Consider the following 24,122-nt stretch of genomic DNA (forward strand, 5'->3'; position numbering starts at 1 on the left):
GCCTACAGTGCGTCCGGACCGCGCTCGCCCGTGCGGACGCGTACGGCCGTCTCGACCGGCACGCTCCACACCTTTCCGTCACCGATCTTGCCGGTTCGGGCGGCCTTGACCACGACATCGATGAGCTGTTCGGCGTCGTCGTCCTCGACGAGCACCTCGATGCGGATCTTGGGGACGAGGTCGACCGTGTACTCGGCACCGCGGTAGACCTCGGTGTGGCCGCGCTGGCGGCCGTATCCGCTGGCCTCGGTGACCGTGAGCCCCTGGACTCCGAAAGCCTGGAGGGCTTCCTTGATCTCGTCCAGCCGGTGCGGCTTCACGACTGCGGTGATGAGCTTCATGCGTCCACCTTCTTGGTCTCCGTAGCTGCCGGGGCGGGCGCGGCGGTGGAGCGCGAGGACGCGCCGCCGCCGGCTCCGCTGAAGTCGTACGCGGTCTCGGCGTGCTCGACCTGGTCGATGCCGGAGACCTCGTCGTCCTCGCTGACCCGCATGCCCATCGTCTTGTCGATGATCAGCGCGAGGATCGCGGAGGCGATCAGAGAGTAGGCGAGGACGGCGAAGACGCCGATGGCCTGCTTGCCCAGCTGGTCGAGGCCGCCGCCGTAGAACAGGCCCTTGACCTCGGACTGGACTCCTCCGGTGGCGAAGAGGCCGACGAGGAGGGAGCCGATGACACCGCCGACGAGGTGGACACCGATGACGTCGAGGGAGTCGTCGTAGCCGAACTTGTACTTGAGGCCGACGGCCATGGCGCAGAGCAGACCGGAGATGGCGCCCACCGCGATCGCGCCGAGCGGGCTCACGGCGCCGCCGGACGGGGTGATGGCGACGAGGCCGGCGACCGCGCCGGAGGCGGCGCCCAGGGTGGTGAAGGAGCCATGGCGGATCTTCTCGTACGCGAGCCAGGCGAGCATGGCGGCGGCGGTGGCGACCTGGGTGTTCACGAACATCACGGCGCCGACGCCGTCGTCGTTGCCGAGCCAGGAGCCGGCGTTGAAGCCGAACCAGCCGAACCAGAGCAGACCGGCGCCGAGCATGACCAGCGGGAGGCTGTGCGGACGCATCGGGTCCTTCTTGAACCCGACCCGCTTGCCGATGACGAGGATCACGCCGAGGGCCGCGGCACCGGCGTTGATGTGGACCGCCGTGCCGCCGGCGAAGTCGATGACGCCCATCTCGAAGAGCCAGCCGCCGGAGCCCCAGACCCAGTGGGCGACGGGGAAGTAGACGATCGTGACCCACAGGGCGATGAAGAGGGCCCAGGCGGTGAACTTCACGCGGTCGGCGAGTGCGCCGCTGATGAGCGCGGGGGTGATGATCGCGAACATCAGCTGGAAGACGGCGAAGACGAAGACCGGGATGGTGTAGCCGTCCCACAGCTGGTTGACGCCGATACCACTGAGGCCGACGTACTCGGAGGACCAGCCGAACAGGGAGGCGTTGTCGGTGCCGAAGGCGATGCTGAAGCCGTAGAGCACCCAGAGGATCGTGACGATCCCGAGGCTGATGAAGCTCATCATCAGCATGTTGAGGGTGGACTTGACGCGGACCATGCCTCCGTAGAAGAAGGCGAGTGCCGGGGTCATCAGCATGACCAGGGCGGAGCAGATGAGCATGAACCCGGTGTTGGCGGCGGACAGCTGGGGGGCGTCTGCTGCCAGGGTCGTGATGGCTGGTGCCATCGGCGTCTCCTCGTCGTCGGTACGGCCTGTGCGGGGGCGGGGCCGAGAGCGGCTTGGCCAGGAGGGGTGGCCGGTTATGCGCCAAAGTTGGCGCAGCGCCGTTTCCGTCGATGCCGCACGATGTTTCGCCGCAGTGACGAAGGGGTGGGGCGTGTTACGTGGCTGTGAACGGCAAGGTCACGGGGAGGTAACACGCCTGCCGCGCCGAAACCGCGGCCGTGGCGGGAGGACGAGACCGGCCGCGGCAGCGTCCCTGTGTCCTGGCGGCGGGGGAGCCGGGTCGGGCAGTGGGGGACGGCTGTCGCGGCCGGAGTGTGGAGGGCTGCCGGTGCTCAGACCGCCTCGGCGGTCTCGGGCAGCAGGGCGGTGAGCCGGTCGGTGAGCTGGACGACCTCGGCGACGTCGCGGAAGTCGCGGGCGGCCGTGTCGACGGTCTTGCGGAGCCGGGTGTTGACCCGTTCGGAACGGACCCGCTTGGCGACGACCAGGGCCCTTTCGACGAGGGAGGCGGACTGCTCGGGCTCCCGCTTGAGCAGGTGCACGGTGGCCATGCCGATCAGGTTGAGTGCGTACGAACGCTGGTGCTCGGTGTCCTTCTCGAAGAGGGCGACCGCGCGCTCCATGACGGGCTCGGCGAGCGAGGCGTACGTCGGGGAGCGCCCGGCGACGTAGGCCAGGTCGCGGTACGAGTGGGAGTTCTCGCCGTTGAGCTCGGCCTCGGAGAAGAAGCGGATCCAGTCGGGCTCGGGCTCGCCGTCGAGGCCGACGTCGGCGAAGGTGTCCTCGGCCATGCGGACGGCCCGCTTGCACTTGGAGGGCTGGCCCATGTTGGCGTAGGCGCGGGCCTCCATCGCATACAGCATGGCCTGGGTGCGCGGGGTGGCGCAGTCACGGCTGCCGTACTGGGCGAGGTGGATGAGTTCGAGGGCGTCGTCGGGCCGGCCGAGGTGGATCATCTGGCGGCTCATAGAGGAGAGGATGTACGAGCCGAGCGGCTTGTCGCCCGCCTCCTTGGCGGCGTGCAGGGCGAGGACGAAGTACTTCTGGGCGGTGGGCTGGAGGCCCACGTCGTAGCTCATCCATCCGGCGAGTTCGGCCAGTTCGGCGGCGCATTTGAACAGACGCTGGGCGGTCGCGGCCGGCTGGGGCTCCTGGAGCAGGTCGGTGACCTCGTGGAGCTGGCCGACGACCGCCTTGCGGCGCAGTCCGCCGCCGCACTGGGCGTCCCACTGGCGGAACATCGCCGTGGTGGATTCGAGAAGGTCCAGCTCGCCCGTGGAGAGGCGGCCGGGGCGGCGGGTGTCGAGGGCCGGTTCGGGGCGCTCGACCTCGCCGACGGGGGTGGGCACGAGCCAGCGCTGCATGGGCTCGATGAGGGAGGGTCCGGCGGCCAGCGACAGGGCGGAGCCGAGGAAGCCGCGGCGGGCGAGCATCAGATCGCTGCGGGAGAACTCGCTGAGCAGGGCGACGGTCTGGGGTCCGGCCCAGGGCAGGTCGACACCGGAGACGGACGGGGACTGGTGGGCGGTGCGCAGTCCGAGGTCCTCGATGGCCACGACGGCGCCGAAGCGCTCGGAGAACAGCTCGGAGAGGATCCGCGGGATGGGTTCGCGGGGCTGTTCGCCGTCCAGCCAGCGGCGGACGCGGGAGGTGTCGGTGGAGATGTGGTGGGCGCCCATCTGGCGTGCCCTGCGGTTCACTTGGCGCGCGAGCTCGCCCTTCGACCAGCCGCTGCGCACGAACCACGAGCTCAGCTGCTCGTTCGGGCGCTTGCCGGCAGTCGTAGCGTCTGCGCCGTTGCCGCCCACAGGAACGCCCCCATCCACGTCGATGTCTCTGTTGCGCGAACCCCTCACAGGATGCCGCGTGTTGCGGCGTCCGTCTGGAGCTTGCACTCCTTCGAACTGGAAAGCGGGTTGCCTCCGGCATACCCGCGCGCGCAGTGAACTCCAGGGTTCGAGCACCGAAAGTAATCCTACGATCACCCGTCCAGGGAGGCGGATTCAAGAAACGCCACCATTCGCCACCCCTTCGAATGAACTCGCCTGCCACCGAACACGATTCACTTGACATGCGACGAACCACGGGTCGGCGGAGTGTTGCGCGAGGAGGCGCGCGCAGCGGGCCGCACCACCGCGGCCGCGACGGTACGCCACCTACGGCGACGGAGCGTGACGGTGAGGCTCCGAGTCGTAACCACCGGCGCGTCCGACCCGTTGGAGGGGGCATGGGCTTCACGATCGGCATTCGCGAGATGCGGTCCGGCACACGTCGCCGCGTTCGCACGACAGAGTGCACAGCGGTGGCCGAGTACACCGGACTGTGGGGCTGGGACGTGGTCCCGGGAGCGCGGGCCCTCTCCGGCCAGTGCTCCTGCGGGGATCCCGCGTGTACGGCTCCGGGGGCGCATCCGCTCTCGTTCGCCGACGAGGTCCCGGCGGGCGCCGGTCTGGACGACGCGACCAAGGCGTGGTCGCGGTACCCGGGCGCGGCGCTGCTGCTGCCGGTGGGCCGCACGTTCGACGTGCTCGAGGTCGCCGAGGCCGCGGGGCGCCGCGCGCTGGTCCGGCTGGAGCGCATGGGGCTGCCGCTGGGTCCGGTCTGCGCGACGCCGACGGGCCGGGCGTGGTTCTTCGTGGCGCCGGGCGCTGCGGTGGAGCTGCCGCGGCTGCTGTACCGGATGGGCTGGGACGACGCGGACCTGGACCTGCGGGGCCTGGGCGCCGGCGCCTACATCACCGCCCCGCCGTCGGACCTCGGCGGCCTGGGCCCCGTGCGCTGGCTGCGCCCTCCGACGCTGGACACGGCCGGCTCACCGCCCCAGGCGCGCCTGCTGCTCGGCACGCTGGCGTACATCTGCCATCGCAGCCATCCCTGACGCCGGCCTTCCCACAACGCCTTCGGGCCCCGCACGCGCTGTAGCGTGCGGGGCCCGAAGGCGTACGTGGGGCCGTCGAACGGCGCCTAGGCGCCGTCGCCGATCAGGGCGTCGACGAAGGCCGCGGGCTCGAAGGGAGCCAGGTCGTCCGGGCCCTCCCCCAGGCCGATCAGCTTGACCGGCACGCCCAGCTCGCGCTGGACCGCGATCACGATGCCGCCCTTGGCGGTGCCGTCGAGCTTGGTGAGCACGATGCCGGTGATGTCCACGACCTCGGCGAAGACACGCGCCTGGACCAGGCCGTTCTGACCGGTGGTGGCGTCCAGGACGAGCAGGACCTCGTCCAGCGGGCCGTGCTTCTCGACGACCCGCTTCACCTTGCCGAGCTCGTCCATCAGACCGGTCTTGGTGTGCAGACGGCCGGCGGTGTCGATGAGGACGACGTCCGCGCCCTCCGCGATGCCCTCCTTGACCGCGTCGAAGGCGATCGACGCGGGGTCGCCGCCTTCCGGACCGCGCACGGTCCGCGCGCCGACCCGCTCGCCCCAGGTCTGGAGCTGGTCGGCGGCGGCGGCGCGGAAGGTGTCGGCCGCGCCGAGGACCACGGAGCGGCCGTCGGCGACCAGGACCCGGGCGAGCTTGCCGGTGGTGGTGGTCTTGCCGGTGCCGTTGACGCCGACGACCATGACGACGCCCGGGGTGCCCGGGGCGCTCTCGGTCTTCACGGTGCGGTCGAGGTCGGGGCCGAGGAGGGTGATGAGCTCCTCGCGGAGCAGGCCGCGCAGCTCCTCGGGGGTGCGGGTGCCGAGGACCCGGACGCGCTCGCGGAGGCGCTCGACCAGCTCCTGGGTGGGGGCGACGCCGACGTCGGCGGTGAGCAGGGTCTCCTCGATCTCCTCCCAGGTGTCCTCGTCGAGGTTGTCCCGCGAGAGCAGCGTGAGCAGCCCCTTGCCGAGGGAGTTCTGCGAGCGGGCGAGGCGGGCGCGGAGCCGTACGAGACGGCCCGCGGTCGGTTCCGGCACCTCGATCTCGGGAGCCGGCGGGGCGGCGACGACCGGGTCCTCGACCGCCGCCGGGGTCTCGACGGCCTCCTCGGCCGTCGGGAGGTCGACCTCCTCGATGGTGCGGCGTGGTTCTTCCCGCGGCGTCTCCGCCTCCTCGCCGACGTGCGGCTCGGCGGGCGGAGCGGTGATGGTCGGCGGAGTGGACGGCGCCTCGGGCGGCGGCAGCTGCTTCTTCTTGCGGCCGCTGATCACGAGCCCGCTGGTCACGGCGACGGCGACGACCAGGGCGATGACTACAGCAAGAATGAGTTCCATAACCCCACCAGTATGGCGCGGCCCGGCGCCTCACCCCGGGTGCCGCCCGGCCGGGGCGCGTCCCCTCGGGCGGCGGGGAGCGGGAAGGGGGTGAAGACCGGTACGACCGGTACCAAGGGGCCCTTATGCGGCCCTTTGCTCGATTACATACGATGCTGGTGCACTCGGCGCGCGCTTCGACCGCCGCCCTCCCCCGGAGCCCCCACCTCTGTACGGAGTACCCCCATGCCCCACGCCTCCGAGCCCGAAGGCGCGATATCCGGCGGTCCGGCCGCCGAACGCGCCGTCGAGACCCGTGGTCTCGAGCCCGTCCCCGATGCCGAGCGCACCGGCCACGTACGGGAGCTGTTCCCGACCTGGGTCGCCGCCAACATCAGTGTGCTGCTCCTCACGATGGGCGCGGGCCTGATCGTCTTCAACGGCCTGAACTTCTGGCAGGTGCTCATGGTCGCGACGGCCGCGCCGATCCTCTCGTACGGGATCGTCGGCCTGATCTCGATCGCCGGGAGGCGTGGGGGCTCCCCGGGTATGGCGCTGTCGCGGGCCGTCTTCGGGCAGCGCGGCAACCTCTTCCCGGGTTCGCTGATCTGGGTGGCCCGGTGGGGGTGGGAGACCATCAACGCGGTCACCGGCGCCTACGCCGTGCTGACCGTCCTCGATCTGCTCTTCGGCATCGAGTCGAACACCGCGCTGATCGTCATCACGCTGCTGCTCTTCGTCGCCTGCACCTTCCTGGTGTCCGGGCTCGGGATCAACGCACTGCGGGTGTGCAGCAAGTGGTCGACGTATCTCTTCGGCGCCTTCTCCGTCCTCGTCCTGGTCCACCTGGTGGCGAACACGGACTGGTCCGCGGTCTTCGACAAGCCGGCCGGTTCGACGGCGATGATGATCGCCGGTATCGGCACCATCGCGGCGGGCGGCATCAGCTGGGTCCCGTCCGGCCCGGACTTCACCCGCTATCTGCCGCGTACGGCCTCCTCGAAGGCGATCGTGGGGTCCACGGTCGGCGGCGCCGGCATCGTCGTGCTGCCGATGGTCCTGATGGGCGCGGTCATGGCGGTGGCGACGCCCGGTCTGGCCTCGGCGCAGGATCCGGTGTCGTTCATCGGCGAGCTGCTGCCGGCGTGGATTTCCGTGCCGTACCTGATGATCGCGGTGATCGGCATGCTGCTGATCAACTCGATGTCGATGTACTCGGCCGGGTTCACCGCGCAGACGCTCGGCATCAAGGTGTCGCGTGCCGCGGCGGTGAGCGTGAACGCCGTGATCAGCCTGGTCTTCGGCTTCCTGCTGATGGTGGTGGCGACCAGCTTCATCGGCTCGTTCATCTCCTTCCTGACGCTGCTCGCGGTGGCGTTCTCCGCGTGGATCGGCGTCTTCGGCGTCGACATGCTGCGCCGCCGGTCCTACGACGGGGTGGCGCTGATGGACACCACGCGCACGAGCGCCTACTGGTACCGGGGCGGCTTCGCCTGGCAGGCGATGACGGCCTGGGCCGTGGCGCTGGTCGCCGGTCTGCTGTTCACCAGGGTCGAGTGGTTCTCCGGTCCGCTCGCCGCGTCCTGGATCGGCGAGAACGGGCTCGGCTGGGCGGCGACGGTCGTGGTCGCGGGCGTGCTCCACGGAGCGCTGCCGCGGACCGCCGCGGGTGCGGACGCGGAACCCGTCGAGGTCCGCGAGACTGTTTCCATCTGACGCTTCGTCAGATACCGTCCCCCTTCGCCCGGCATCCCACGCGCGGAGGGGGACTTCCCATGCCCTTCACAGTCGTACGGTTCAACCTCGTCGATCCGCACGCGACCCCCGAGTCCCTCTCGGAGCGCTACCGCGCCGCCCTCGCCATGGCGGCCTACGCCGACGAGCACGGGGTCGGCACCGTCCAGACCGAGGAGCACCACGGTGTGGCCGACAACTGGCTGCCGTCCCCCTTCGCCTTCGCGGGCGCGGTCTTCGGGGCGACGCGGAGGATCGCGGTCACCGTCTCCGCGATCATCGGGCCGCTCCACGATCCGCTGCGGCTCGCCGAGGAGATCGCGGTCCTGGACCTGCTGAGCGCGGGGCGGCTGGTGACGGTCGCGGGCATCGGCTACCGCCCCGAGGAGTACGAGGAGCGCGGGGTCGACTGGGGCCGCCGCGGCAAGCTGCAGGACCTGCTCCTGGAGACCTTGCTGAAGGCGTGGTCCGGCGAGCCCTTCACGTATCAGGGCCGTACGGTACGGATCACTCCCCGGCCCTTCACCCGGCCTCATCCGCTGTTGCTGGTGGGCGGGTCCTCGAAGGCGGCGGCGCGGCGGGCGGCCCGGCTCGGGCTGCCGTTCTTTCCCAGCGCCCACCTGCCGGAGCTGGAGACGTACTACCGGGAGCGGTGCGCGGAGTACGGCACGGAGGGCTGGACGATGATGCCGGCCGAGCGGACCCCGCTGCTGCATCTGTCCGAGGACCCGGACCGGTCCTGGGAGCTGTACGGGGAGCACTTCCTGCACGAGGCTCGGACGTACGCGTCCTGGCAGTCGAAGGACATCCGCTCGGCGGTGCGCTCGACGGCGACGACGGTCGCGGAGCTGCGGGCCGAGGGGGTGTACCGGATCGTCACGCCGGACGAGTGTGTGGCGCTGGGCCTGGAGAGCCTGGTGCTCCATCCGCTGTGCGGCGGGATGCCGGTGGACGAGGCGTGGCGGAGCCTGCGGCTGTTCGGGGAAGACGTACTGCCCCGGCTCGGGGCATAGGGCCCTGGGCCGGGGCAGTACTCGTGTCGAGGAGAGGGGCAGCGGGGATTAGCCCATCTCCTCCAGCGCCTTGCCCTTCGTCTCCTTGACGTACCGCAGCACGAAGGGGATGGAGAGCACGGCGAAGACGGTGTAGATGATGTAGGTGCCGGAGAGGTTCCAGTCCGCCAGGGACGGGAAGCTGGCGGTGATGGCCCAGTTGGCGATCCACTGGGCGGAGGCGGCGACGCCGAGGGCGGCGGCGCGGATCCGGTTGGGGAACATCTCGCCGAGGAAGACCCAGACCACCACGCCCCACGAGAGGGCGAAGAAGAGCACGAAGACATGGGCGGCGACGAGGGCCACGACGCCCTCGGTCTCGGGGAGCTTGCCGTCGACGAGGTCGGCGGAGAAGGCCCATGCCTCGAAGGCTAGGGCGACGGCCATGCCGATGGAGCCGACGAGCGCGAGGGGCTTGCGGCCCACGCGGTCGACGAGGACCATCGCGATCACGGTGCCGACGATGTTGATGATCGACGTGGTGAACGAGTAGAAGAACGAGCTGGAGGGGTCGATGCCGACCGACTGCCAGAGCGTCGCGGAGTAGTAGAAGGCGACGTTGATGCCGACGAGCTGCTGGAAGACCAAGAGTCCGATGCCGACCCAGACGATGGGGAGCAGCTTGAAGCGGCCGCCGGCCACGAGCAGGTCCTTGAAGGTGGACTTGTGCTCGCTGCGCATGGCGCGGTCGATCTCGGCGACACGGTGGTCGAGGTCGACACCGTGGCCCTCGACCTCGGCGAGGACCTCCTTCGCCCGGTCGATCCTGCCGACGGAGATGAGGAAGCGGGGGGACTCGGGGATGGCGAAGGAGAGCAGACCGTAGAGCAGGGCGGGGACGACCATCACGCCCAGCATCCACTGCCAGGCTTCGAGGCCGGCGATCTCACCGCGCTGGTCGCCGTCGGCGAGCTGCAGGATGCCGTAGTTGACCAGCTGGGAGATGGCGATGCCGATGACGATGGCGGCCTGCTGGAAGGAGCCGAGGCGACCGCGGTAGGCGGCGGGCGCGACCTCGGCGATGTACGCCGGGCCGATCACCGAGGCCATGCCGATGGCGAAGCCGCCGACGATCCGCCAGAAGGCGAGGTCCCAGAGGGCGAAGGGCAGGGCGGAGCCCACGGCGCTGACGCTGAAGAGCACGGCGGCGATCTGCATGCAGCGGATGCGGCCGATGCGGTCGGCGATCCGGCCGGCGGTCGCCGCGCCGATGGCGCAGCCGATCAGGGCGATCGCGATGACCTGGGCCAGGGTGCCGGAGCCGATGTCGTAGCGGTCCCGGATGGCCTCGACGGCGCCGTTGATGACGGAACTGTCGTACCCGAAGAGGAAACCACCCATCGCGGCGGAGGCCGTGATGAAGATGACGTGGCCGAGGTGGTCCGGGTGGGCGGCTCGGCCTTCGGAAGGCGGCGGCGTGGGCGCCTGCGCGGTGCTGGTCACATGGACTCCTGTGGGCTCCGGCAGCGTCGCCGGAGTGTGGGGGGCGAGCCCTTCCAGTGGCGCACAACATCACGCCGCCCACCACGTGAAGGTAAAAGCAACGTTGCAGAGACTATTCCTTCAAGTTTCGAAGTCAAGACCTGATGTCGTATGACTTTAAACCTGTGGCGCGGCGTCTTGAGTTCAAGACTTGTAGTTGATCACCGCAGGCGCTGACTGATGACCTTCGAGACGCCGTCGCCCTGCATGGAGACGCCGTACAGCGCGTCGGCGACCTCCATCGTCCGCTTCTGGTGCGTGATGACGATCAGCTGCGAGGACTCCTGGAGCTCCTGCATGATCCGGATGAGCCGCTGGAGGTTGGTGTCGTCCAGGGCGGCCTCCACCTCGTCCATGACGTAGAACGGGCTGGGGCGGGCCTTGAAGATGGAGACCAGCAGCGCCACGGCGGTCAGCGAGCGCTCGCCGCCGGAGAGCAGCGAGAGGCGCTTGACCTTCTTGCCCGGCGGGCGCGCCTCCACGTCGACACCGGTGGTGAGCATGTTGTCGGGGTCGGTCAGGATCAGCCGGCCCTCGCCACCGGGGAAGAGCCGTGAGAAGACGCCCTCGAACTGGCGGGCGGTGTCCCGGTACGCCTCGGTGAAGACCTGTTCGACGCGGAGGTCGACCTCCTTCACAACCTGAAGGAGGTCGGCACGGGTCTTCTTCAGGTCCTCCAGCTGCTCGGAGAGGAACTTGTGCCGGTCCTCCAGCGCCGCGAACTCCTCCAGGGCCAGCGGATTCACCTTGCCGAGCTGCTGATACGCCCGTTCAGCGGCCTTCAGCCGCTTCTCCTGCTCCGAACGGACGAAGGGGCGGGGCTGGTTGCGCGGATGGTCCGGGTCCTCCGGCAGCTCCTCCCCCTCGGCGGGCGGCGACGGCGGTACGAGGTGGTGAGGGCCGTACTCGGACACGAGCCCGGCCGGCTCGACTCCGAACTCCTCCAGCGCCTTGGTCTCCAGCTGCTCGATCCGCAGCCGTTTCTCCGCGCCCAGGACCTCGCCGCGGTGGACGGAGTCGGTGAGCTTGTCCAGCTCGGCCTTCAGATCGCGGCCCCGGTTCCGGGCGGCGGTCAGACCCTGCTCGCGAGCGCTCCTGGCCGCGTCGGCGAGCGCGCGCTCCCTCTCGGCCCGGACCAGGGAGACCTCGATGTGGGCCAGGAGCTGCCGCGCGCCCGCGGCGACCGCGCCGGCGACCTCCGCCTCGTGCCGCAGCCGGGCGCGGCGCTGCGCGGCACGCGCGCGTGCCTCGCGTTCGGCGCGGGCGGCCCGGTCGAGGGAGTCGGCGCGTCCCGCGAGGCCCTTGACCCGTTCCTCGTGGGTACGGAGCTGGAGCCGGGCCTCCATCTCGGTCTGGCGGGCGTTGGCGCCGTCGGCGGCGAGCCGGTCGCGCACGGAGGTGTCGGGCTCCTCCTCGGCCGGGGTCTCCTCGGCGACCAGGAGACGCTCGGCCAGCTCCTCGGCCTCGTACCGCGCCTTCTCCAACGCCTCCTGCGCGCGGGCGGCCGCCGCGGTGGTGCGCTCGGCCTCCCCGGCGGCGCCACGGGCCTGGCCGGCGAGACGGCCCAGCTGCTGGGCCACGGCGGACTTCTCGCGGTCCGCGGCGCGACGCCGTTCGGCCAGCTCCTCCACGAGCGCGGCGGCGGTGCGCCTGCGTTCGGTCGCCTCCCGCTGGGCGAGGGCCAGCTCGGCGCACCGCGACTCCAGCCGCTCCAGCTCGGCGGCCGCCTCGTCGACGGACGCCTGCACCTCGAGGAGGCTGGGCGCCCCGGCGGAACCGCCCTGCGCGAAGTGCGCCCCCAGGAGGTCCCCCTCGGCGGTGACGGCGGTAAGACCCGGGTGGGCGTAGACGAGCTCCTCGGCCTCCTCCAGCGTGCCGACCACCACGATCCCGTCGAGCAACCGCCGTACGGAGCCGGTGAGGTCGTCGGGGCCCCGGACGAGGTCGGCGGCGCGCGGGTACCGGCCGGCCGGCTCCGGGACGACCCGGGGCCCCGCCGGCGCCTCCCCGCCCGTGAGGAGCAGCGCCGCCCGGCCCGCGTCCTGTTTGCGCAGCAGGCGCAGGGCCTCGGCGGCCGCGGCGGGGCCGGAGACGGCGATCGCGTCCGCCGCCGCGCCGAGGGCCGCGGCGACCGGGATCTCGTATCCCGGGGTGACGGTGAGCAGTTCCGCGGCCGGGCCGAGCAGTCCGCTCAGCCTGTCGCGGGCACCGAGCAGCGCTCCCGTACCGTCCTTGCGGCGCAGCCCCAGGGACAGGGCCTCGTGCCGGGCCCGGGTCGCCGCCCGGCCCCGGTCCGCCTCCGTGGCGGCCTCGCGGGCGGCCGTCAGGGCCGACTCGGCCTCGGCGAGGTCCCGGCGGGCGGCGTCGTACCGCTCCCCCAGCTCCGTGTCGTCCGCGTCGAGTCCGTCGACCTCCACCTTGAGCCGCTCGTACTCCTCCTGGGCGGCGACGGCCCGCTCCTGGGCCTCGTCCCTGGCGGCGGCGAGCCGGTCGATCTCGGCCTGGGCGGACGCGGCGCGCGAGCGGGCGGCGTTGACCTGGCCGTGCAGCCGGGCGAGTCCTTCCCGACGGTCCGCGATGGCACGGGCCACGTCCTTGAGGCGGCGCTCCTCCACGGCGAGCTCGCGCTCCAGTTCGGCGCGATGGGCGACGGTGTCCTCCAGGGCCCGCTCGGCCGCTTCCAGGGCGGCCTCCAGCTCCGCCTCCTGCTCGCGGATCCGGGCGGCCTCGCGCTCCATGTCCTCCGGGTCACGGCCCCGGCGCTCCTCCGGCGGCTGGGCGGTGGCGCTCTTCACGCGCGCGTCGGCGAGCGAGACGGTGCCCCGGACCCGCTCGGCGAGCTGGGAGAGTTCGTACCAGGTGTGCTGGGCTTGCTGGAGGCGCGGGACGAGTCTGCGGACCTCGTCCTCCAGGTCGGCCTCGGTCGCGAGCGCCGCCTCGAGCTCGCGCTCGGCGCTCTCCTTGCGCTCCTTCAGCGCCGCCTCGTCGGCGACCTCGGCCTTCAGAGCCTCCTGCAGCCGTACGAGATCGTCGGAGAGGAGCCGCAGCCGGGCGTCGCGCAGGTCGGCCTGGATGACGGCGGCCCGGCGGGCGACCGCCGCCTGCCGGCCGAGCGGTTTGAGCTGGCGGCGCAGTTCGTCGGTGAGGTCCTGCACGCGCGCGAGGTTGGCCTGCATCGCGTCGAGCTTCCGCAGCGCCTTCTCCTTGCGCTTGCGGTGCTTGAGGACGCCGGCGGCCTCCTCGATGAAGGCGCGGCGGCCCATCGGGTCGGCGTGCAGGACGGAGTCGAGCTGGCCCTGGCCGACGATGACGTGCATCTCGCGGCCGATGCCCGAGTCGGAGAGCAGGTCCTGGATGTCGAGCAGCCGGCAGGTGTCGCCGTTGATCTGGTACTCGCTGCTGCCGCCCCGGAACATGATCCGGGTGATGGTGACCTCGGCGTAGTCGATGGGCAGCGCGCCGTCGGAGTTGTCGATGGTCAGCGAGACCTCGGCACGGCCGAGCGGCGGCCGCCCGGTCGTGCCGGCGAAGATGACGTCCTCCATCTTGCCGCCGCGCAGCGACTTGGCGCCCTGCTCTCCCATGACCCAGGACAGGGCGTCCACGACATTGGACTTGCCCGATCCGTTCGGCCCCACGACGCACGTGATTCCCGGTTCGAACCGCAGCGTGGTGGCGGAGGCGAACGACTTGAAACCGCGGAGGGTGAGGGCCTTGAGATGCACGCCCCCGGACTCTACCTGGGCTCTCGCGTTTCACCCCGGAAGGTGCCGGGCACATCCTCCCCAGAAGAGGGGTGGGACATGGGGGACGCAGGAAAGCACCGGGACTCAAGAAAGAAGGGACGCCGAAGCGTCCCTTGCATATCTAGCTGTTCCAGCGAGAGTGTTTCTCACCCTGCCCCGGCACGGGGCTGACTGTCAGGTGAGCGCAGGCTCCGCCTGGGGAACGTCGAGGTCGATGCTGTCGAGCAGCGACTCTCCGTGCTGTGCGGCGGCAGCGTTGAGCGCGTCGTTCTCGGACTGGATCCGAACGAGCTCGGACTCCAGATCCTGGACGCGCTGCTGAAGCCGTCGCATCTCGGCGAGGAGTCGCGGGTCGGAGCCGCCGACGTAACCGAGAAGCGCCTTTGCCATGATGGATGGTCCTCCACACTGAGTGACCGACCGAAGCGGTTGGGTCGTGAGGGATTTCGCACCCGCGGTGCTCAGCGGCATATTTTGTTTCGTGCCGTTTTCGCCGCCGAACAGCTAAGGTGCGCGGGGCTTCCAGAGTCTCACCAAAAAGTTTGACGGTCAACACGATCACGCCCGGGATCAAGGGGCGACCGGGGGGCAGCGGCCGCAGAACTCGCGGCGGCGCCTCGCAACTCGGTGCCTCGGGGGGCGTAGAGATCATCCTTCCTCGCGGAGCCCGGCACGGCAAGACCCTCTCGGCAATCAGCAGGTCATTTCCGCTTGGGCGACCGTTCGCCGAACGTCCGCCCGGGCGCGCGGAGGCGCCGGGGCGGAGCCGTTCTCCCGTGACCGTCAGCGGATGGCGAAGCCGTCGTAGCCGCCGCGCGGGGTGTCCCAGATCTCAGTGACTCCGTCCACCCGCCCGGGAGTGTCGTCGGACCGGAGCCAGTCGAGCAGACGGTGGCAATTCTCACTCGGCCCCTCGGCCACGACCTGGACCCGCCCGTCGTCGAGGTTCAGGGCGAAGCCCACGAGCCCTCCGATCTCCAAGGCGTTTGCCCTGGTGAACCAACGGAAGCCCACTCCCTGTACTCGGCCGCGCACCCAGGCGGTCAGCCGTACGTCTTCGTTCATGGCTGCACGCTAACCGCCCAATTCCCGAAGGAGCACGTCGCCCCCGCGCGTCATGGCGTACAGTCCCGACCGAATGAGACTCACCCGTTCGGATGCGTCTCAGTGGACAGCCTCTGCACCAGGGGCCCCGGCAGCAAAGATCAGCAAAGAGCACAGCACAGTCGGCAGAAAGGCAGAGCAGATGGGACGCCATCGCAAGAGGCGCGGCGCGCCCGTGCGCACCGGACTGCTCGGTGCTTCCGCCGCGGTGGCGGTCGGCGCGATCGCCGTCGCCTCGGGCCTCCTGCCCGGCGGGGACACCTTGACCGTCGGCAGCGCCGGCTCGGGCGAGCGGCAGACCGAGTCCCGGCAGGCGCCGGAGCTGACGACGCAGGGCGGCTCGTCCGCGACCCCGTCGAACCAGTCGTCCGCCCCGGCCGCGGGTACGTCCGCGGGCCCGTCGGCCGGCAAGACCGCCTCCTCCCCCTCCGCGACCCCGTCGCCGAAGCCGAAGCCGTCGAAGACCACCGCCTCCCCGGCGCCGAAGAAGCCGGCCCCGCAGCCGTCGAGAACGATGACGACGCCACCGAAGCCGAAGCCCGTGCCGACGACGGAGAAGCCCCCCGTGCGCACCGAGGCCCCGGCCGCGGTCGCCCGCGATGTCGCGGCCGAGGCGGAGGTCGTGCGGCTGGTCAATGTGGAGCGGGCCAAGGTGGGCTGCACCCCGGTGCGGTCCGACAGCGCTCTCGCGGCCCTGGCGGGCGCGTTCAGCCAGGACATGGCGCAGCGCGGCTTCTTCGACCACACGGACCCCGACGGGGACACCCCCTGGGAGCGCGCCCGTCAGGCCGGCGTCTCGGGGCTCGGCGGCGAGAACATCGCCCGCGGTCAGGCGGACGCCGCGGCCGTGATGGAGTCGTGGATGAACAGCGACGGCCACCGCGCGAACATTCTGAACTGCGACTACACGACGCTGGGCGTGGGCGTGCACTTCGCCGACGGCGGCCCGTGGTGGACGCAGGACTTCGGCTTCTGAGCCGGCCGGAACACAGGAGGAAGGGCCCCGTCACCACGTGGTGACGGGGCCCTTCGCCCTTTCCCGGCCGACAGGGCGCCTCCCCGGCCGACGCAACGCATGCCCGCGGCGCATGCACGCAGCGCGTAAACGCAGCGCAATCCGTCGGTAAGCGCCCTCTGCCGGTGAGCGCTGCGCGCGAGTACGGTGGAGGGCATGACCGACGACCTCGTGTTCAACGTGTTCGCACGGGCCTGCACCTCGCGCGAGACGCTGGAGCATGTGACGGGCCGGTGGGGCGCGCTCACGCTCGGCGCGCTCCACGAGGGCACGTTCCGCTTCAACGAGCTGCGCCGCCGCGTCGACGGAGTCAGCGAGAAGATGCTGTCGCAGACCCTGCACGCGCTGGAGCGCGACGGCCTCGTCCACCGTGAGGCCCAGCCGACCAACCCCCCGCGGGTGGACTACCGCCTCACCCCCCTTGGCCGCGAGGTGGCGGAACGGCTGCGCGCTCTGATCGACCTGGTCGAGGGCCGTATGCCGGAGGTCCTGTCGGCGCGCGAGAGCTACGACGAGAGGCGCACCGCCTCCGCCGCCGTCACGCCGTAGCGCGCGGCGGGCGCTGGCAGCGCGGGCAGAAGTAGCTGGACCGGTTCATCCACGGGCGGCGGCGCATCGGTGTGCCGCAGCGGCGGCACGGCTCGTCCTCGCGCCCGTAGGCGTCCAGGGACCGGTCGAAGTAGCCGGACTCGCCGTTCACATTGACGTAGAGGCTGTCGAAGCTCGTGCCGCCGGCGGCGAGGGCCGCGTTCATCACGTCGCGTACATGGCCGAGGAGTTCGGCGGAGCGCGGCCGGGTGAGCGTGCCGGTGGGGCGTTCGTAGTGCAGCTTGCTGCGCCACAGCGCCTCGTCGGCGTAGATGTTGCCGACGCCGCTGATCAGCGTCTGGTCGAGCAGCGCGCGCTTGACGGTCGTACGGCGCAGACGGATCGCCGTCTGGAAGGCCGCGTCGTCGAACAGCGGGTCCAGCGGATCGCGGGCGATGTGCGCGATGACGTCGGGGAGGCCGTCGGCCGTGTTCTCGTGGAGCGACAGCCCACCGAAGGTGCGCTGGTCCACGAAGCGGAGCTCGGTGCCGAGACCGTCGTCGAAGCGGACGCGGATCCGCAGGTGCTTCTCGTCGGGGGCGTCCTCGGGCTGGACGAGCAGCTGCCCGCTCATGCCGAGGTGGCCGAGGACGGAGAACTCGCGGTCCGCGAGCGGGATCCACAGGTACTTGCCGCGCCGGCGTGCGGTGCCGAATCGGTGGCCCGTGAGGCGCGCGGCGAAGTCCGCCCCGCCGGCGAGGTGCCGGCGCACGGCCCGGGGGTGCAGCACCTCGACCTCGCCCACCGTGCGCCCGTCGACCCAGCGCTCAAGACCGCGCCGTACGACCTCGACCTCGGGCAACTCGGGCACGGGACTCCTCCGGAAGGGGGCTGGTGACGACGACGATCGCAGCCTATCGCCCGCCCGCGGACCGGTTCGACGGCCCGTACGACGGACCGTAGGACGGACCGGCTCAGGGGGTTCACGGCTGCGGAAACGGCACCGCCCGCCCCCTGGAACCAGGGAGCGGGCGGAGAAGAACCCGAAGGAATGGGTCAGACGGTCTGCGCCGGGTCGGTGGCCGTCGGCGCGCCACCGTCCTCGACCTCGACCTCGACGTCGGACGCGACGTCGGCCTCGACCGGAGCCGTGACGGTCGACGCGCTCGCCGCCGCGGCCTTCGCCGCCGCCGCTCGCTCGTCCGCCGCCGCGCGAATCGCGCGCCAGGCGGACTCCGCCGCCTGCTGCTCCGCCTCCTTCTTGCTGCGGCCGGTGCCGGTGCCGTACGAGACACCACCGACGCGGGCGGCAGCAGTGAAGGTCTTCTCGTGGTCCGGACCCGTCTCGGTGACGAGGTACTCCGGAACACCCAGACCCTCGGCCGCGGTGAGTTCCTGGAGGCTGGTCTTCCAGTCCAGTCCTGCACCGAGGTTCGAGGACTTCTCGATCAGCGGGTCGAAGAGCCGGTGCACCAGCTCCGAGGCCGCGTCGAGGCCCTGGTCGAGATAGACCGCGCCGATCACCGCTTCAAGGGTGTCGGCGAGGATGGACGCCTTGTCCCGGCCACCCGTGCCCTCTTCGCCCCGGCCGAGCCGGATGAAGGAGCCGAGTTCGAGGCCGCGACCGACCTCCGCCAGCGCACGCGAATTGACCACCGCGGCCCGCAGCTTGGCCAGCTGGCCTTCGGGCAGGTCGGGGTGGGTGCGATACAGCGTGTCCGTGACCACCAGGCCGAGCACGGAGTCCCCGAGGAACTCCAGACGCTCGTTGGTGGGCAGACCGCCGTTCTCGTACGCGTACGAGCGGTGCGTCAGCGCACGCACCAGAAGGGCGGACTCGAGCTGATACCCGAGCCGCCCTTCCAGAAGCGTGTGGGACGAGGCATTGTCCGTCTTGTTGGACTCAGACATCGCGCCTCTCACCAGCCACTCAGACCGAGAGGACCTGGCGCTTGTTGTAGGTGCCGCAGCTCGGGCACGCGATGTGCTGCTGCTTCGGCTCCTGGCAACGCTCACACGAAACCAGGGTGGGGACCGCAGCCTTCCACTGCGACCGGCGGTGGCGCGTGTTGCTGCGCGACATCTTCCGCTTCGGAACAGCCACGGCTACTTCTCCTGCTTCTCGTCGACGCCAGCTTCGGCGCCGCTCATGTTGTCCTTCTCATCGGTTCCCAGCGAACCGGCGAGTCCCTGCAGTGCCGCCCAACGAATGTCGACGGCGTCGTGGTGGTGGTCCGGGTTCTCGTTCAGGTTGGTTCCGCACTCGGAACACAGACCCTTGCAGTCCTCCCGGCACACCGGCTGCATCGGCAGTGCGAGCACCACCGCATCACGCAGCACGGGCTCGAGGTCGAACATGCCGTCCTCGAGGGGGATCATGTCCTCGTCGTCCTCGGCTTCGTCGTCCGCGGCCGCCTTGGAGCGGCCCCGGTCGTCGGAGTCGGGGTACGAGAACATCTCCTGGAAGTCCACGTCGAGCTCGAACTCGACAGGCTCCAGACACCTTACGCACTCCCCCTCGGCCGATGCACGGGCGGTGCCTGTGACAAGCACCCCTTCCATGACCGACTCGAGACGGAGCTGGATCTCCACGGGCGCGCCTTCCGGCACACCGATGACCCCTTCGACGCCGAAGTCGCCGGGGGCCGTGACCGAGCGGGAGAGCCGCTGCAGGGCACCAGGACGCCGCCCCAGCTCGTGCGTGTCGAACACGAGGGGGTTGCGGTGGTCGAGGCGCGTGCTCAGGGCTCTTCCTGCTTTCGGATCGTGAGGGGGCCGCCGCGTTCGAATCGAGAGACGAAGCAGGCAGCATGGATCGCGGGCATACGCGCGACCGAAGAGCCAGGATACTGGACGCTTCGCCCAGGGCCCAATCCGGCCCCGGCCGGGGTCCGCCTCAGTGGCCTTGGCCCTGGCCGTGTCCTTGGCCGTGGCCCTGCTCGTACTGCCGCAGTTGCTCCAGGTCGATCATGCTCGTGTCGAAGAAGCTGGTCTCGTCGAGCGCGGCGGCCTGCGGCTGCTGGGGCTGGACCTGTGCCTGGACCTGCTGGTCGTAGCTGTACTGCTGCTGGTAGGCGTACGGATCCTGGTTCTGGTACGCGTACGGGTCCTGGCCCTGGTAGGCGTACGCGTCCTGGGGCTGGTGCTGGGGCTGCTGGTAGCCGTACGGGTCCGGCTGCTGCGCCGGGATCTGCGGGGCCTGCTGCGCGGCGGGCTGCCGGCCCGGCTCGGGGTCGGCCAGCTCGGCGAGGCCGGCCAGGTAGTCCGCGTCGCTGGTGTGCACGGCGTTGCCCGCCGCGTCCTGGGCCGCCATGTGCGCGCCGAGGTCGTCGGTGGCGATCCGGCCGTGCAGCTTCTGCCGGCCGCGGCCGACGGCCTCCAGGGTCTTGGAGAGGACGGCCTCGAAGGCACCCAGCTTGGCGTCGACGTACGCGTCGGCCCGGTGGATCAGGGTCTGCGGGTCCGCGCTGTACTCGGGGGCGTCCTCATCGGCGTAGCCCTGCTCGTCCAGGCCGGGGCCGCGGCCGAGGAGCTTCTCGCGGCCGCGGTCGACGGAGCCGATGGTCTTGTTGAGGACGACCTCGAAGTTGGCGAGCTTGGAGTCGACGTAGTCGTCGGCCTCCGCCTTGATCTCCTCGGCCTCCCGGCGGGCCTCGGCAAGGATCCGGTCCGCCTCGTCCTGGGACTGGCGGGCGACCTGGGTGTCGGAGATCAGCGAGCCGCGCTCGGCGTGGGCGGCCTGGATGATCCGCTCGGCCTCCTGCCGGGCCTGCTCGACCATCTGCTCGCGCCCGCCGAGAAGCTCCTGGGCCTGTGCCAGGGAGCCCGGCAGGGCCTCCCGTACCTCTTCGAGCATGGCGAGCAGCTCGGCGCGGTTGACCACGCAGGACGCCGACATGGGCATGGAGCGGGCGTTTGTGACCGTCGAAACGATCTCGTCGAGCTTCTTCTGCACGTCCACCGGGTGCTCGCCACTCTCTACAGCTGGATGGAGACGGACGGGACGACTGTAAGGGCAGTCGTCCCCCGTCGGACACCTGGTGACGGACCGTCAGATACGGTCGCTCGCGGTCACTGCGGGCCGCGCTGTTCGGCGAGGCGCTCGGTGAGCCTGCCGAGGACGGCCTCCGGCACCAGGTGGGAGACGTCTCCGCCCCAGGCGGCGACCTCCTTGACCAGGGAGGACGACAGGAAGCTGTAGGTGGGGTTCGTGGGGACGAACAGGGTCTCGACGCCCGAGAGGCCGTTGTTCATCTGGGCCATCTGCAGCTCGTAGTCGAAGTCGCTGACCGCGCGGAGGCCCTTGACGATGGCGGGGATGTCGCGCTGCTTGCAGAAGTCGACGAGGAGGCCGTGGAAGGACTCGACCTCGACGTTGCCGAAGTCGCGGGTGACCTCACGGATCAGTTCGATCCGCTCGTCGACGGTGAACAGGCCCTTCTTGGACTGGTTGATCATCACCGCGACGTGTACGACGTCGTACAGCTTGGAGGCGCGGGCGATGATGTCGAGATGTCCGTTGGTGATGGGGTCGAATGACCCCGGACAGACGGCGCGGCGCAACTTGGGTCCCTCGCTCTCCGGTCCGGTCATCGTGCGTCTTCGCACGTAGAGGCGGCGCGACCGTACCAAAACGTTCCCTCGCCGTAGCGACGGGCCCGCAGTGGCTCGAAACCGGCCGGCCAGCCGAATTCCCCGCCTCGGGTGCTGCGCTCCACGGTGACGAGCGCATCCTCCGCGATCCAGCCCCCGGAGCGGAGTGTGAGCAGGATCTCGCGAAGATCGTCGTCCGAGACGGCGTACGGAGGGTCCAGAAAGACCAGGTCGTACGGCTCCGCCGGGGCCGGGCCGGTCACGATCTGTTCGGCCTTGCCGGTGCGCAGTTCGGCGCCCGGCAGGGCGAGGGTGCGGATGTTCTCCCGCACCGTCCTCGCGGCGCGCGGGTCGGCCTCGACGAGCAGGGCGTGGGAGGCGCCGCGGGAGAGCGCCTCCAGGCCGACGGCGCCGGAACCGGCGTACAGGTCGACGACCCGCGCCCCGGCCAGGCCGTGGAACGACTCCCAGGTGGAGAAGAGGCCCTCCCGCGCCCGGTCGGAGGTGGGGCGGGTGCCGTTGCCCGGCGGTACGGCGAGTCGGCGCCCGCCGGCGGTGCCGGCGATCACGCGGGTCATCTGGGTCCTCGCTCCGTGTAAGCCATGAGCCATTGCGTGTGCAATAGCTTATGGCGGCTCCCGGTGCCGTGCGTCAGCCCTTCTCCAGGTACTCCTCGCGTTCCTTGTCGAGGAGCGCGTCGAGCGCGGTGCGCAGCTCGGGGTGGTCGGTCAGGTCCGGGTCGGCGAGGACGACGGCGGTCGCCTCCTCGCGGGCGGCGGCGATGACCTCCTCGTCGTCGATGACGGTGAGCATCCGCAACGAGGAGCGGACGCCGGACTGGGCCTGGCCGAGGACGTCGCCCTCACGGCGCTGCTCCAGGTCGATCCGCGAGAGCTCGAAGCCGTCGAGGGTGGAGGCGACGGCGGCGAGGCGCTGCCGGGCCGGGGCGGCCTCGGGCATCTCGGTGACGAGCAGGCAGAGGCCGGGGGCGGATCCACGGCCGACGCGGCCGCGGAGCTGGTGGAGCTGGGAGACGCCGAAGCGGTCGGCGTCCATGATCACCATGGCGGTGGCGTTGGGGACGTTGACCCCGACCTCGATGACCGTGGTGGCGACCAGGACGTCGACCTCGCCGGCGGCGAAGCGGCGCATGACGTCGTCCTTGTCGTCCGGGTGCATCCGGCCGTGCAGGACCTCGGTGCGGAGTCCGGCGAGCGGGCCGGCGCGGAGCTTCTCGGCGACCTCCAGGACGGCGAGCGGCGGCCGCTTCTCGGCCTCGTCCTCGGGGGACGCCTTGCGCTTCTTCTTCTCGTCCTCGTCGTCGCCGATGCGGGGGCAGACGACGTAGGCCTGATGGCCGTTCTCCACCTCCTCGCGCACCCGCTCCCACGCGCGCGTGAGGAAGTGCGGCTTGTCGGCGGCCGGCACGACATGGCTGGCGATCGGGGAGCGTCCGGCGGGCAGCTGGTCCAGGACGGAGGTCTCCAGGTCGCCGAAGACGGTCATGGCGACCGTGCGCGGGATGGGGGTGGCCGTCATGACGAGCAGGTGAGGGGGCTGCTTCCCCTTGCCGCGCAGGGCGTCGCGCTGCTCCACGCCGAAGCGGTGCTGCTCGTCGACGACGACGAGGCCGAGGTCGTGGAACTGCACCTTGTCCTCGATCAGCGCGTGCGTGCCGATGACGAGCCCGGCCTCGCCCGTGATCAGATCGAGCAGGGCCTGCCGCCGCCCGGCCGTACCCATGGAGCCGGTGAGCAGCACGACCTTGGTGCCGCGCTCGGCGCCGCCGAGCATGCCACCCTCGGCGAGCTCGCCCATCATCTCGGTGATCGAGCGGTGGTGCTGCTGGGCGAGGACCTCGGTGGGGGCGAGCATGGCGGCCTGTCCCCCGGCGTCCACGACGGCGAGCATGGCCCGCAGGGCCACCATCGTCTTGCCCGAGCCGACCTCGCCCTGGAGGAGGCGGTGCATGGGGTGCTCGGTGGCGAGGTCGTCGAAGATCTCGCGGGAGACCTTCCGCTGCCCCTCGGTGAGGGTGAACGGCAGCTTGGCGTCGAAGGCGTCGAGGAGGCCGTCCTGGACGGGCCTGCGGGCGACGGCGGGCAGTTGGGTGTCCGCGTACCGACGGCGGGCGAGGGCGACCTGGAGGACGAACGCCTCGTCCCACTTGAGGCGGCGGCGGGCCTCCTCGATGTCCGCCTTCGTGCGGGGGCGGTGGATCTTCTGGAGCGCGTCCGGGAGGTCGGTGAGGTCGCGGCCCTCGCGCAGGGCGGGCGGCAGCGGGTCGGCGAGCCCGGCCCAGCCGGTGGCGGCCAGGGAGTCCAGGGCGATGGAGACGGACTGCTCGATCGTCCAGGACTCCAGCTGCTTGCAGGCGGGATAGATCGGCAGCAGTTCGCTCGCGAACGCCTTGACCGCCTCGTCGCTGCTCTCGTCGTCCAGGAGCTTGTACTCGGGGTGGGCGAGCTGGAGCTTGCGGTTGAAGACGCCGACCTTGCCGGCGAACATCCCGCGCCGGCCGGGCAGCAGCTCCTTCTGGTGGAAGTGGACGGCCCGGCCGAAGAAGACGAGCTGCATCCGGCCGCTGCCGTCGGTGATCGTCACCTCCAGGCGCTGGCCCTTGCCCCGGCCGCCCTTGTTGAAGGTCAGCACGCGGGCGTCGGCCACCCGCGCGACCACCGTGACGTGCTCGTCCAGCGGCAGATCGGCGAGCGCGGTGAGCTCTCCGCGCTCGGCGTACCGCCGGGGGTAGTGGTGGAGGAGGTCGCCGACCGTCCGCAGGTCGAGCTGCTCGGCCATCACCTTCGCGGTGGCGGCGCCGAGCAGGTTCTTGAGGGGTTCGTCGAGCACTGGCACGCGTTCCATTGCACACCACTCCACCGACAACCGTCCCGCAGGCCGCGGATATCCCCTGGTCACGTCGGCGTCGTGATGCCTAGGATGGCGCGTCCTCCCCTCCTCCTCCGCGATCACCGGCCGCCGGGATCGCCCGACCCGCGCCGTCGCCC

Annotated in this window: 21 protein-coding genes; 5 read left to right on the top strand and 16 right to left on the bottom strand. The window is 71.0% G+C overall.

The features are described 5' to 3' along the window. Nucleotides 1-2: 2 nt before the first annotated feature. The 3 genes from ACZ4VW_RS24840 to nsdA all read right to left on the bottom strand — a co-directional run bounded on the left by ACZ4VW_RS24840 (nt 3) and on the right by nsdA (nt 3,492). On the bottom strand, nt 3-341 hold the full coding sequence (locus tag ACZ4VW_RS24840) for a P-II family nitrogen regulator (RefSeq protein ID WP_101390346.1): 339 nt from the start codon (nt 339-341) through the stop codon (nt 3-5). Continuing rightward, on the bottom strand, nt 338-1,684 hold the full coding sequence (locus ACZ4VW_RS24845; RefSeq protein ID WP_467965981.1) for an ammonium transporter: 1,347 nt from the start codon (nt 1,682-1,684) through the stop codon (nt 338-340). Before ACZ4VW_RS24845 ends, ACZ4VW_RS24840 begins: the two co-directional genes overlap by 4 nt. A gap of 332 nt (nt 1,685-2,016) precedes the next feature. Continuing rightward, nucleotides 2,017-3,492 (bottom strand): transcriptional repressor NsdA, encoded by a 1,476-nt coding sequence (nsdA, locus tag ACZ4VW_RS24850; protein WP_467965983.1) that lies wholly within the window; start codon nt 3,490-3,492, stop codon nt 2,017-2,019. Between the two features lie 419 nt (nt 3,493-3,911). Here nsdA and ACZ4VW_RS24855 point away from each other — a divergent pair, with 419 nt between their 5' ends. After that, nucleotides 3,912-4,562: a bifunctional DNA primase/polymerase gene (locus ACZ4VW_RS24855; protein WP_467965985.1), complete on the top strand. Its 651-nt coding sequence runs from the start codon at nt 3,912-3,914 to the stop codon at nt 4,560-4,562. An 86-nt stretch (nt 4,563-4,648) separates the two neighbouring features. Here the strand turns inward: ACZ4VW_RS24855 and ftsY are convergent, their stop codons facing one another. Beyond that, nucleotides 4,649-5,881, bottom strand: a complete 1,233-nt coding sequence (ftsY, locus tag ACZ4VW_RS24860) for a signal recognition particle-docking protein FtsY (RefSeq protein ID WP_467965987.1) — start codon at nt 5,879-5,881, stop codon at nt 4,649-4,651. A 225-nt stretch (nt 5,882-6,106) separates the two neighbouring features. Between ftsY and ACZ4VW_RS24865 the strand changes: the two genes are divergently transcribed. Next, nucleotides 6,107-7,576, top strand: coding sequence for a cytosine permease (locus tag ACZ4VW_RS24865; RefSeq protein WP_467965989.1), 1,470 nt, complete (start codon nt 6,107-6,109; stop codon nt 7,574-7,576). Nucleotides 7,577-7,635: 59 nt separating this feature from the next. Beyond that, entirely contained in the window at nt 7,636-8,607 is a 972-nt protein-coding gene (locus ACZ4VW_RS24870; RefSeq protein ID WP_467965991.1) for an LLM class flavin-dependent oxidoreductase, read from the top strand. A 48-nt stretch (nt 8,608-8,655) separates the two neighbouring features. Here ACZ4VW_RS24870 and ACZ4VW_RS24875 read toward each other — a convergent pair whose 3' ends face one another. From ACZ4VW_RS24875 to ACZ4VW_RS24890, 4 genes are all read right to left on the bottom strand, one after another. Beyond that, complete coding sequence (locus ACZ4VW_RS24875; RefSeq protein WP_467965993.1) at nt 8,656-10,089, bottom strand: sugar porter family MFS transporter; 1,434 nt, start codon at nt 10,087-10,089, stop codon at nt 8,656-8,658. Between the two features lie 200 nt (nt 10,090-10,289). After that, a complete protein-coding gene (smc, locus tag ACZ4VW_RS24880) occupies nt 10,290-13,853 on the bottom strand; it encodes a chromosome segregation protein SMC (protein WP_467965995.1) in 3,564 nt (1,187 codons plus the stop codon). A 195-nt stretch (nt 13,854-14,048) separates the two neighbouring features. Beyond that, the gene (locus tag ACZ4VW_RS24885) at nt 14,049-14,264 is read right to left on the bottom strand and encodes a hypothetical protein (protein ID WP_215066520.1); all 216 of its coding nucleotides are present in this window, start codon (nt 14,262-14,264) and stop codon (nt 14,049-14,051) included. A 393-nt stretch (nt 14,265-14,657) separates the two neighbouring features. After that, a complete protein-coding gene (locus ACZ4VW_RS24890) occupies nt 14,658-14,939 on the bottom strand; it encodes an acylphosphatase (protein ID WP_158990922.1) in 282 nt (93 codons plus the stop codon). Nucleotides 14,940-15,120: 181 nt separating this feature from the next. Here ACZ4VW_RS24890 and ACZ4VW_RS24895 point away from each other — a divergent pair, with 181 nt between their 5' ends. Continuing rightward, nucleotides 15,121-15,954, top strand: a complete 834-nt coding sequence (locus ACZ4VW_RS24895; protein ID WP_467965998.1) for a CAP domain-containing protein — start codon at nt 15,121-15,123, stop codon at nt 15,952-15,954. A 195-nt stretch (nt 15,955-16,149) separates the two neighbouring features. After that, on the top strand, nt 16,150-16,542 hold the full coding sequence (locus ACZ4VW_RS24900; protein ID WP_467966000.1) for a winged helix-turn-helix transcriptional regulator: 393 nt from the start codon (nt 16,150-16,152) through the stop codon (nt 16,540-16,542). Here ACZ4VW_RS24900 and mutM read toward each other — a convergent pair. The 8 genes from mutM to recG all read right to left on the bottom strand — a co-directional run bounded on the left by mutM (nt 16,532) and on the right by recG (nt 23,979). Beyond that, nucleotides 16,532-17,392: a bifunctional DNA-formamidopyrimidine glycosylase/DNA-(apurinic or apyrimidinic site) lyase gene (mutM, locus tag ACZ4VW_RS24905; RefSeq protein WP_467966002.1), complete on the bottom strand. Its 861-nt coding sequence runs from the start codon at nt 17,390-17,392 to the stop codon at nt 16,532-16,534. The genes ACZ4VW_RS24900 and mutM overlap by 11 nt on opposite strands. A gap of 185 nt (nt 17,393-17,577) precedes the next feature. Beyond that, complete coding sequence (gene rnc, locus ACZ4VW_RS24910; protein WP_467966003.1) at nt 17,578-18,432, bottom strand: ribonuclease III; 855 nt, start codon at nt 18,430-18,432, stop codon at nt 17,578-17,580. Between the two features lie 19 nt (nt 18,433-18,451). After that, nucleotides 18,452-18,625 carry a 50S ribosomal protein L32 gene (gene rpmF, locus ACZ4VW_RS24915; protein ID WP_030496967.1) on the bottom strand — a complete coding sequence of 58 codons (174 nt, stop codon included), beginning with the start codon at nt 18,623-18,625 and terminating at the stop codon, nt 18,452-18,454. Between the two features lie 2 nt (nt 18,626-18,627). Next, entirely contained in the window at nt 18,628-19,233 is a 606-nt protein-coding gene (locus ACZ4VW_RS24920) for a YceD family protein (protein WP_467966005.1), read from the bottom strand. 184 nt (nt 19,234-19,417) lie between these two features. Then, nucleotides 19,418-20,482: an ATP synthase F0 subunit B gene (locus ACZ4VW_RS24925; protein WP_467966007.1), complete on the bottom strand. Its 1,065-nt coding sequence runs from the start codon at nt 20,480-20,482 to the stop codon at nt 19,418-19,420. A gap of 110 nt (nt 20,483-20,592) precedes the next feature. Then, nucleotides 20,593-21,084 (bottom strand): pantetheine-phosphate adenylyltransferase, encoded by a 492-nt coding sequence (gene coaD / locus ACZ4VW_RS24930; RefSeq protein WP_467966135.1) that lies wholly within the window; start codon nt 21,082-21,084, stop codon nt 20,593-20,595. 26 nt (nt 21,085-21,110) lie between these two features. Next, nucleotides 21,111-21,692: a 16S rRNA (guanine(966)-N(2))-methyltransferase RsmD gene (gene rsmD / locus ACZ4VW_RS24935; RefSeq protein WP_467966009.1), complete on the bottom strand. Its 582-nt coding sequence runs from the start codon at nt 21,690-21,692 to the stop codon at nt 21,111-21,113. Between the two features lie 73 nt (nt 21,693-21,765). Beyond that, nucleotides 21,766-23,979 carry an ATP-dependent DNA helicase RecG gene (recG, locus tag ACZ4VW_RS24940; RefSeq protein ID WP_467966011.1) on the bottom strand — a complete coding sequence of 738 codons (2,214 nt, stop codon included), beginning with the start codon at nt 23,977-23,979 and terminating at the stop codon, nt 21,766-21,768. Nucleotides 23,980-24,122 lie beyond the last annotated feature (143 nt).

The sequence above is a fragment of the Streptomyces sp. NPDC029139 genome (assembly GCF_055564335.1).

Coding starts and splice junctions, on each gene's coding strand:
- ACZ4VW_RS24885 (WP_215066520.1), bottom strand. CDS start 14,264: ATGGCAAAGGCGCTTCTCGGTTACGTCGGCGGCTCCGACCCGCGACTC.
- ACZ4VW_RS24840 (WP_101390346.1), bottom strand. CDS start 341: ATGAAGCTCATCACCGCAGTCGTGAAGCCGCACCGGCTGGACGAGATC.
- ACZ4VW_RS24855 (WP_467965985.1), top strand. CDS start 3,912: ATGGGCTTCACGATCGGCATTCGCGAGATGCGGTCCGGCACACGTCGC.
- ACZ4VW_RS24900 (WP_467966000.1), top strand. CDS start 16,150: ATGACCGACGACCTCGTGTTCAACGTGTTCGCACGGGCCTGCACCTCG.
- recG (WP_467966011.1), bottom strand. CDS start 23,979: ATGGAACGCGTGCCAGTGCTCGACGAACCCCTCAAGAACCTGCTCGGC.
- rnc (WP_467966003.1), bottom strand. CDS start 18,432: ATGTCTGAGTCCAACAAGACGGACAATGCCTCGTCCCACACGCTTCTG.
- ACZ4VW_RS24890 (WP_158990922.1), bottom strand. CDS start 14,939: ATGAACGAAGACGTACGGCTGACCGCCTGGGTGCGCGGCCGAGTACAG.
- ACZ4VW_RS24845 (WP_467965981.1), bottom strand. CDS start 1,684: ATGGCACCAGCCATCACGACCCTGGCAGCAGACGCCCCCCAGCTGTCC.
- rsmD (WP_467966009.1), bottom strand. CDS start 21,692: ATGACCCGCGTGATCGCCGGCACCGCCGGCGGGCGCCGACTCGCCGTA.
- ACZ4VW_RS24870 (WP_467965991.1), top strand. CDS start 7,636: ATGCCCTTCACAGTCGTACGGTTCAACCTCGTCGATCCGCACGCGACC.
- ACZ4VW_RS24865 (WP_467965989.1), top strand. CDS start 6,107: ATGCCCCACGCCTCCGAGCCCGAAGGCGCGATATCCGGCGGTCCGGCC.
- ACZ4VW_RS24895 (WP_467965998.1), top strand. CDS start 15,121: ATGGGACGCCATCGCAAGAGGCGCGGCGCGCCCGTGCGCACCGGACTG.
- ftsY (WP_467965987.1), bottom strand. CDS start 5,881: ATGGAACTCATTCTTGCTGTAGTCATCGCCCTGGTCGTCGCCGTCGCC.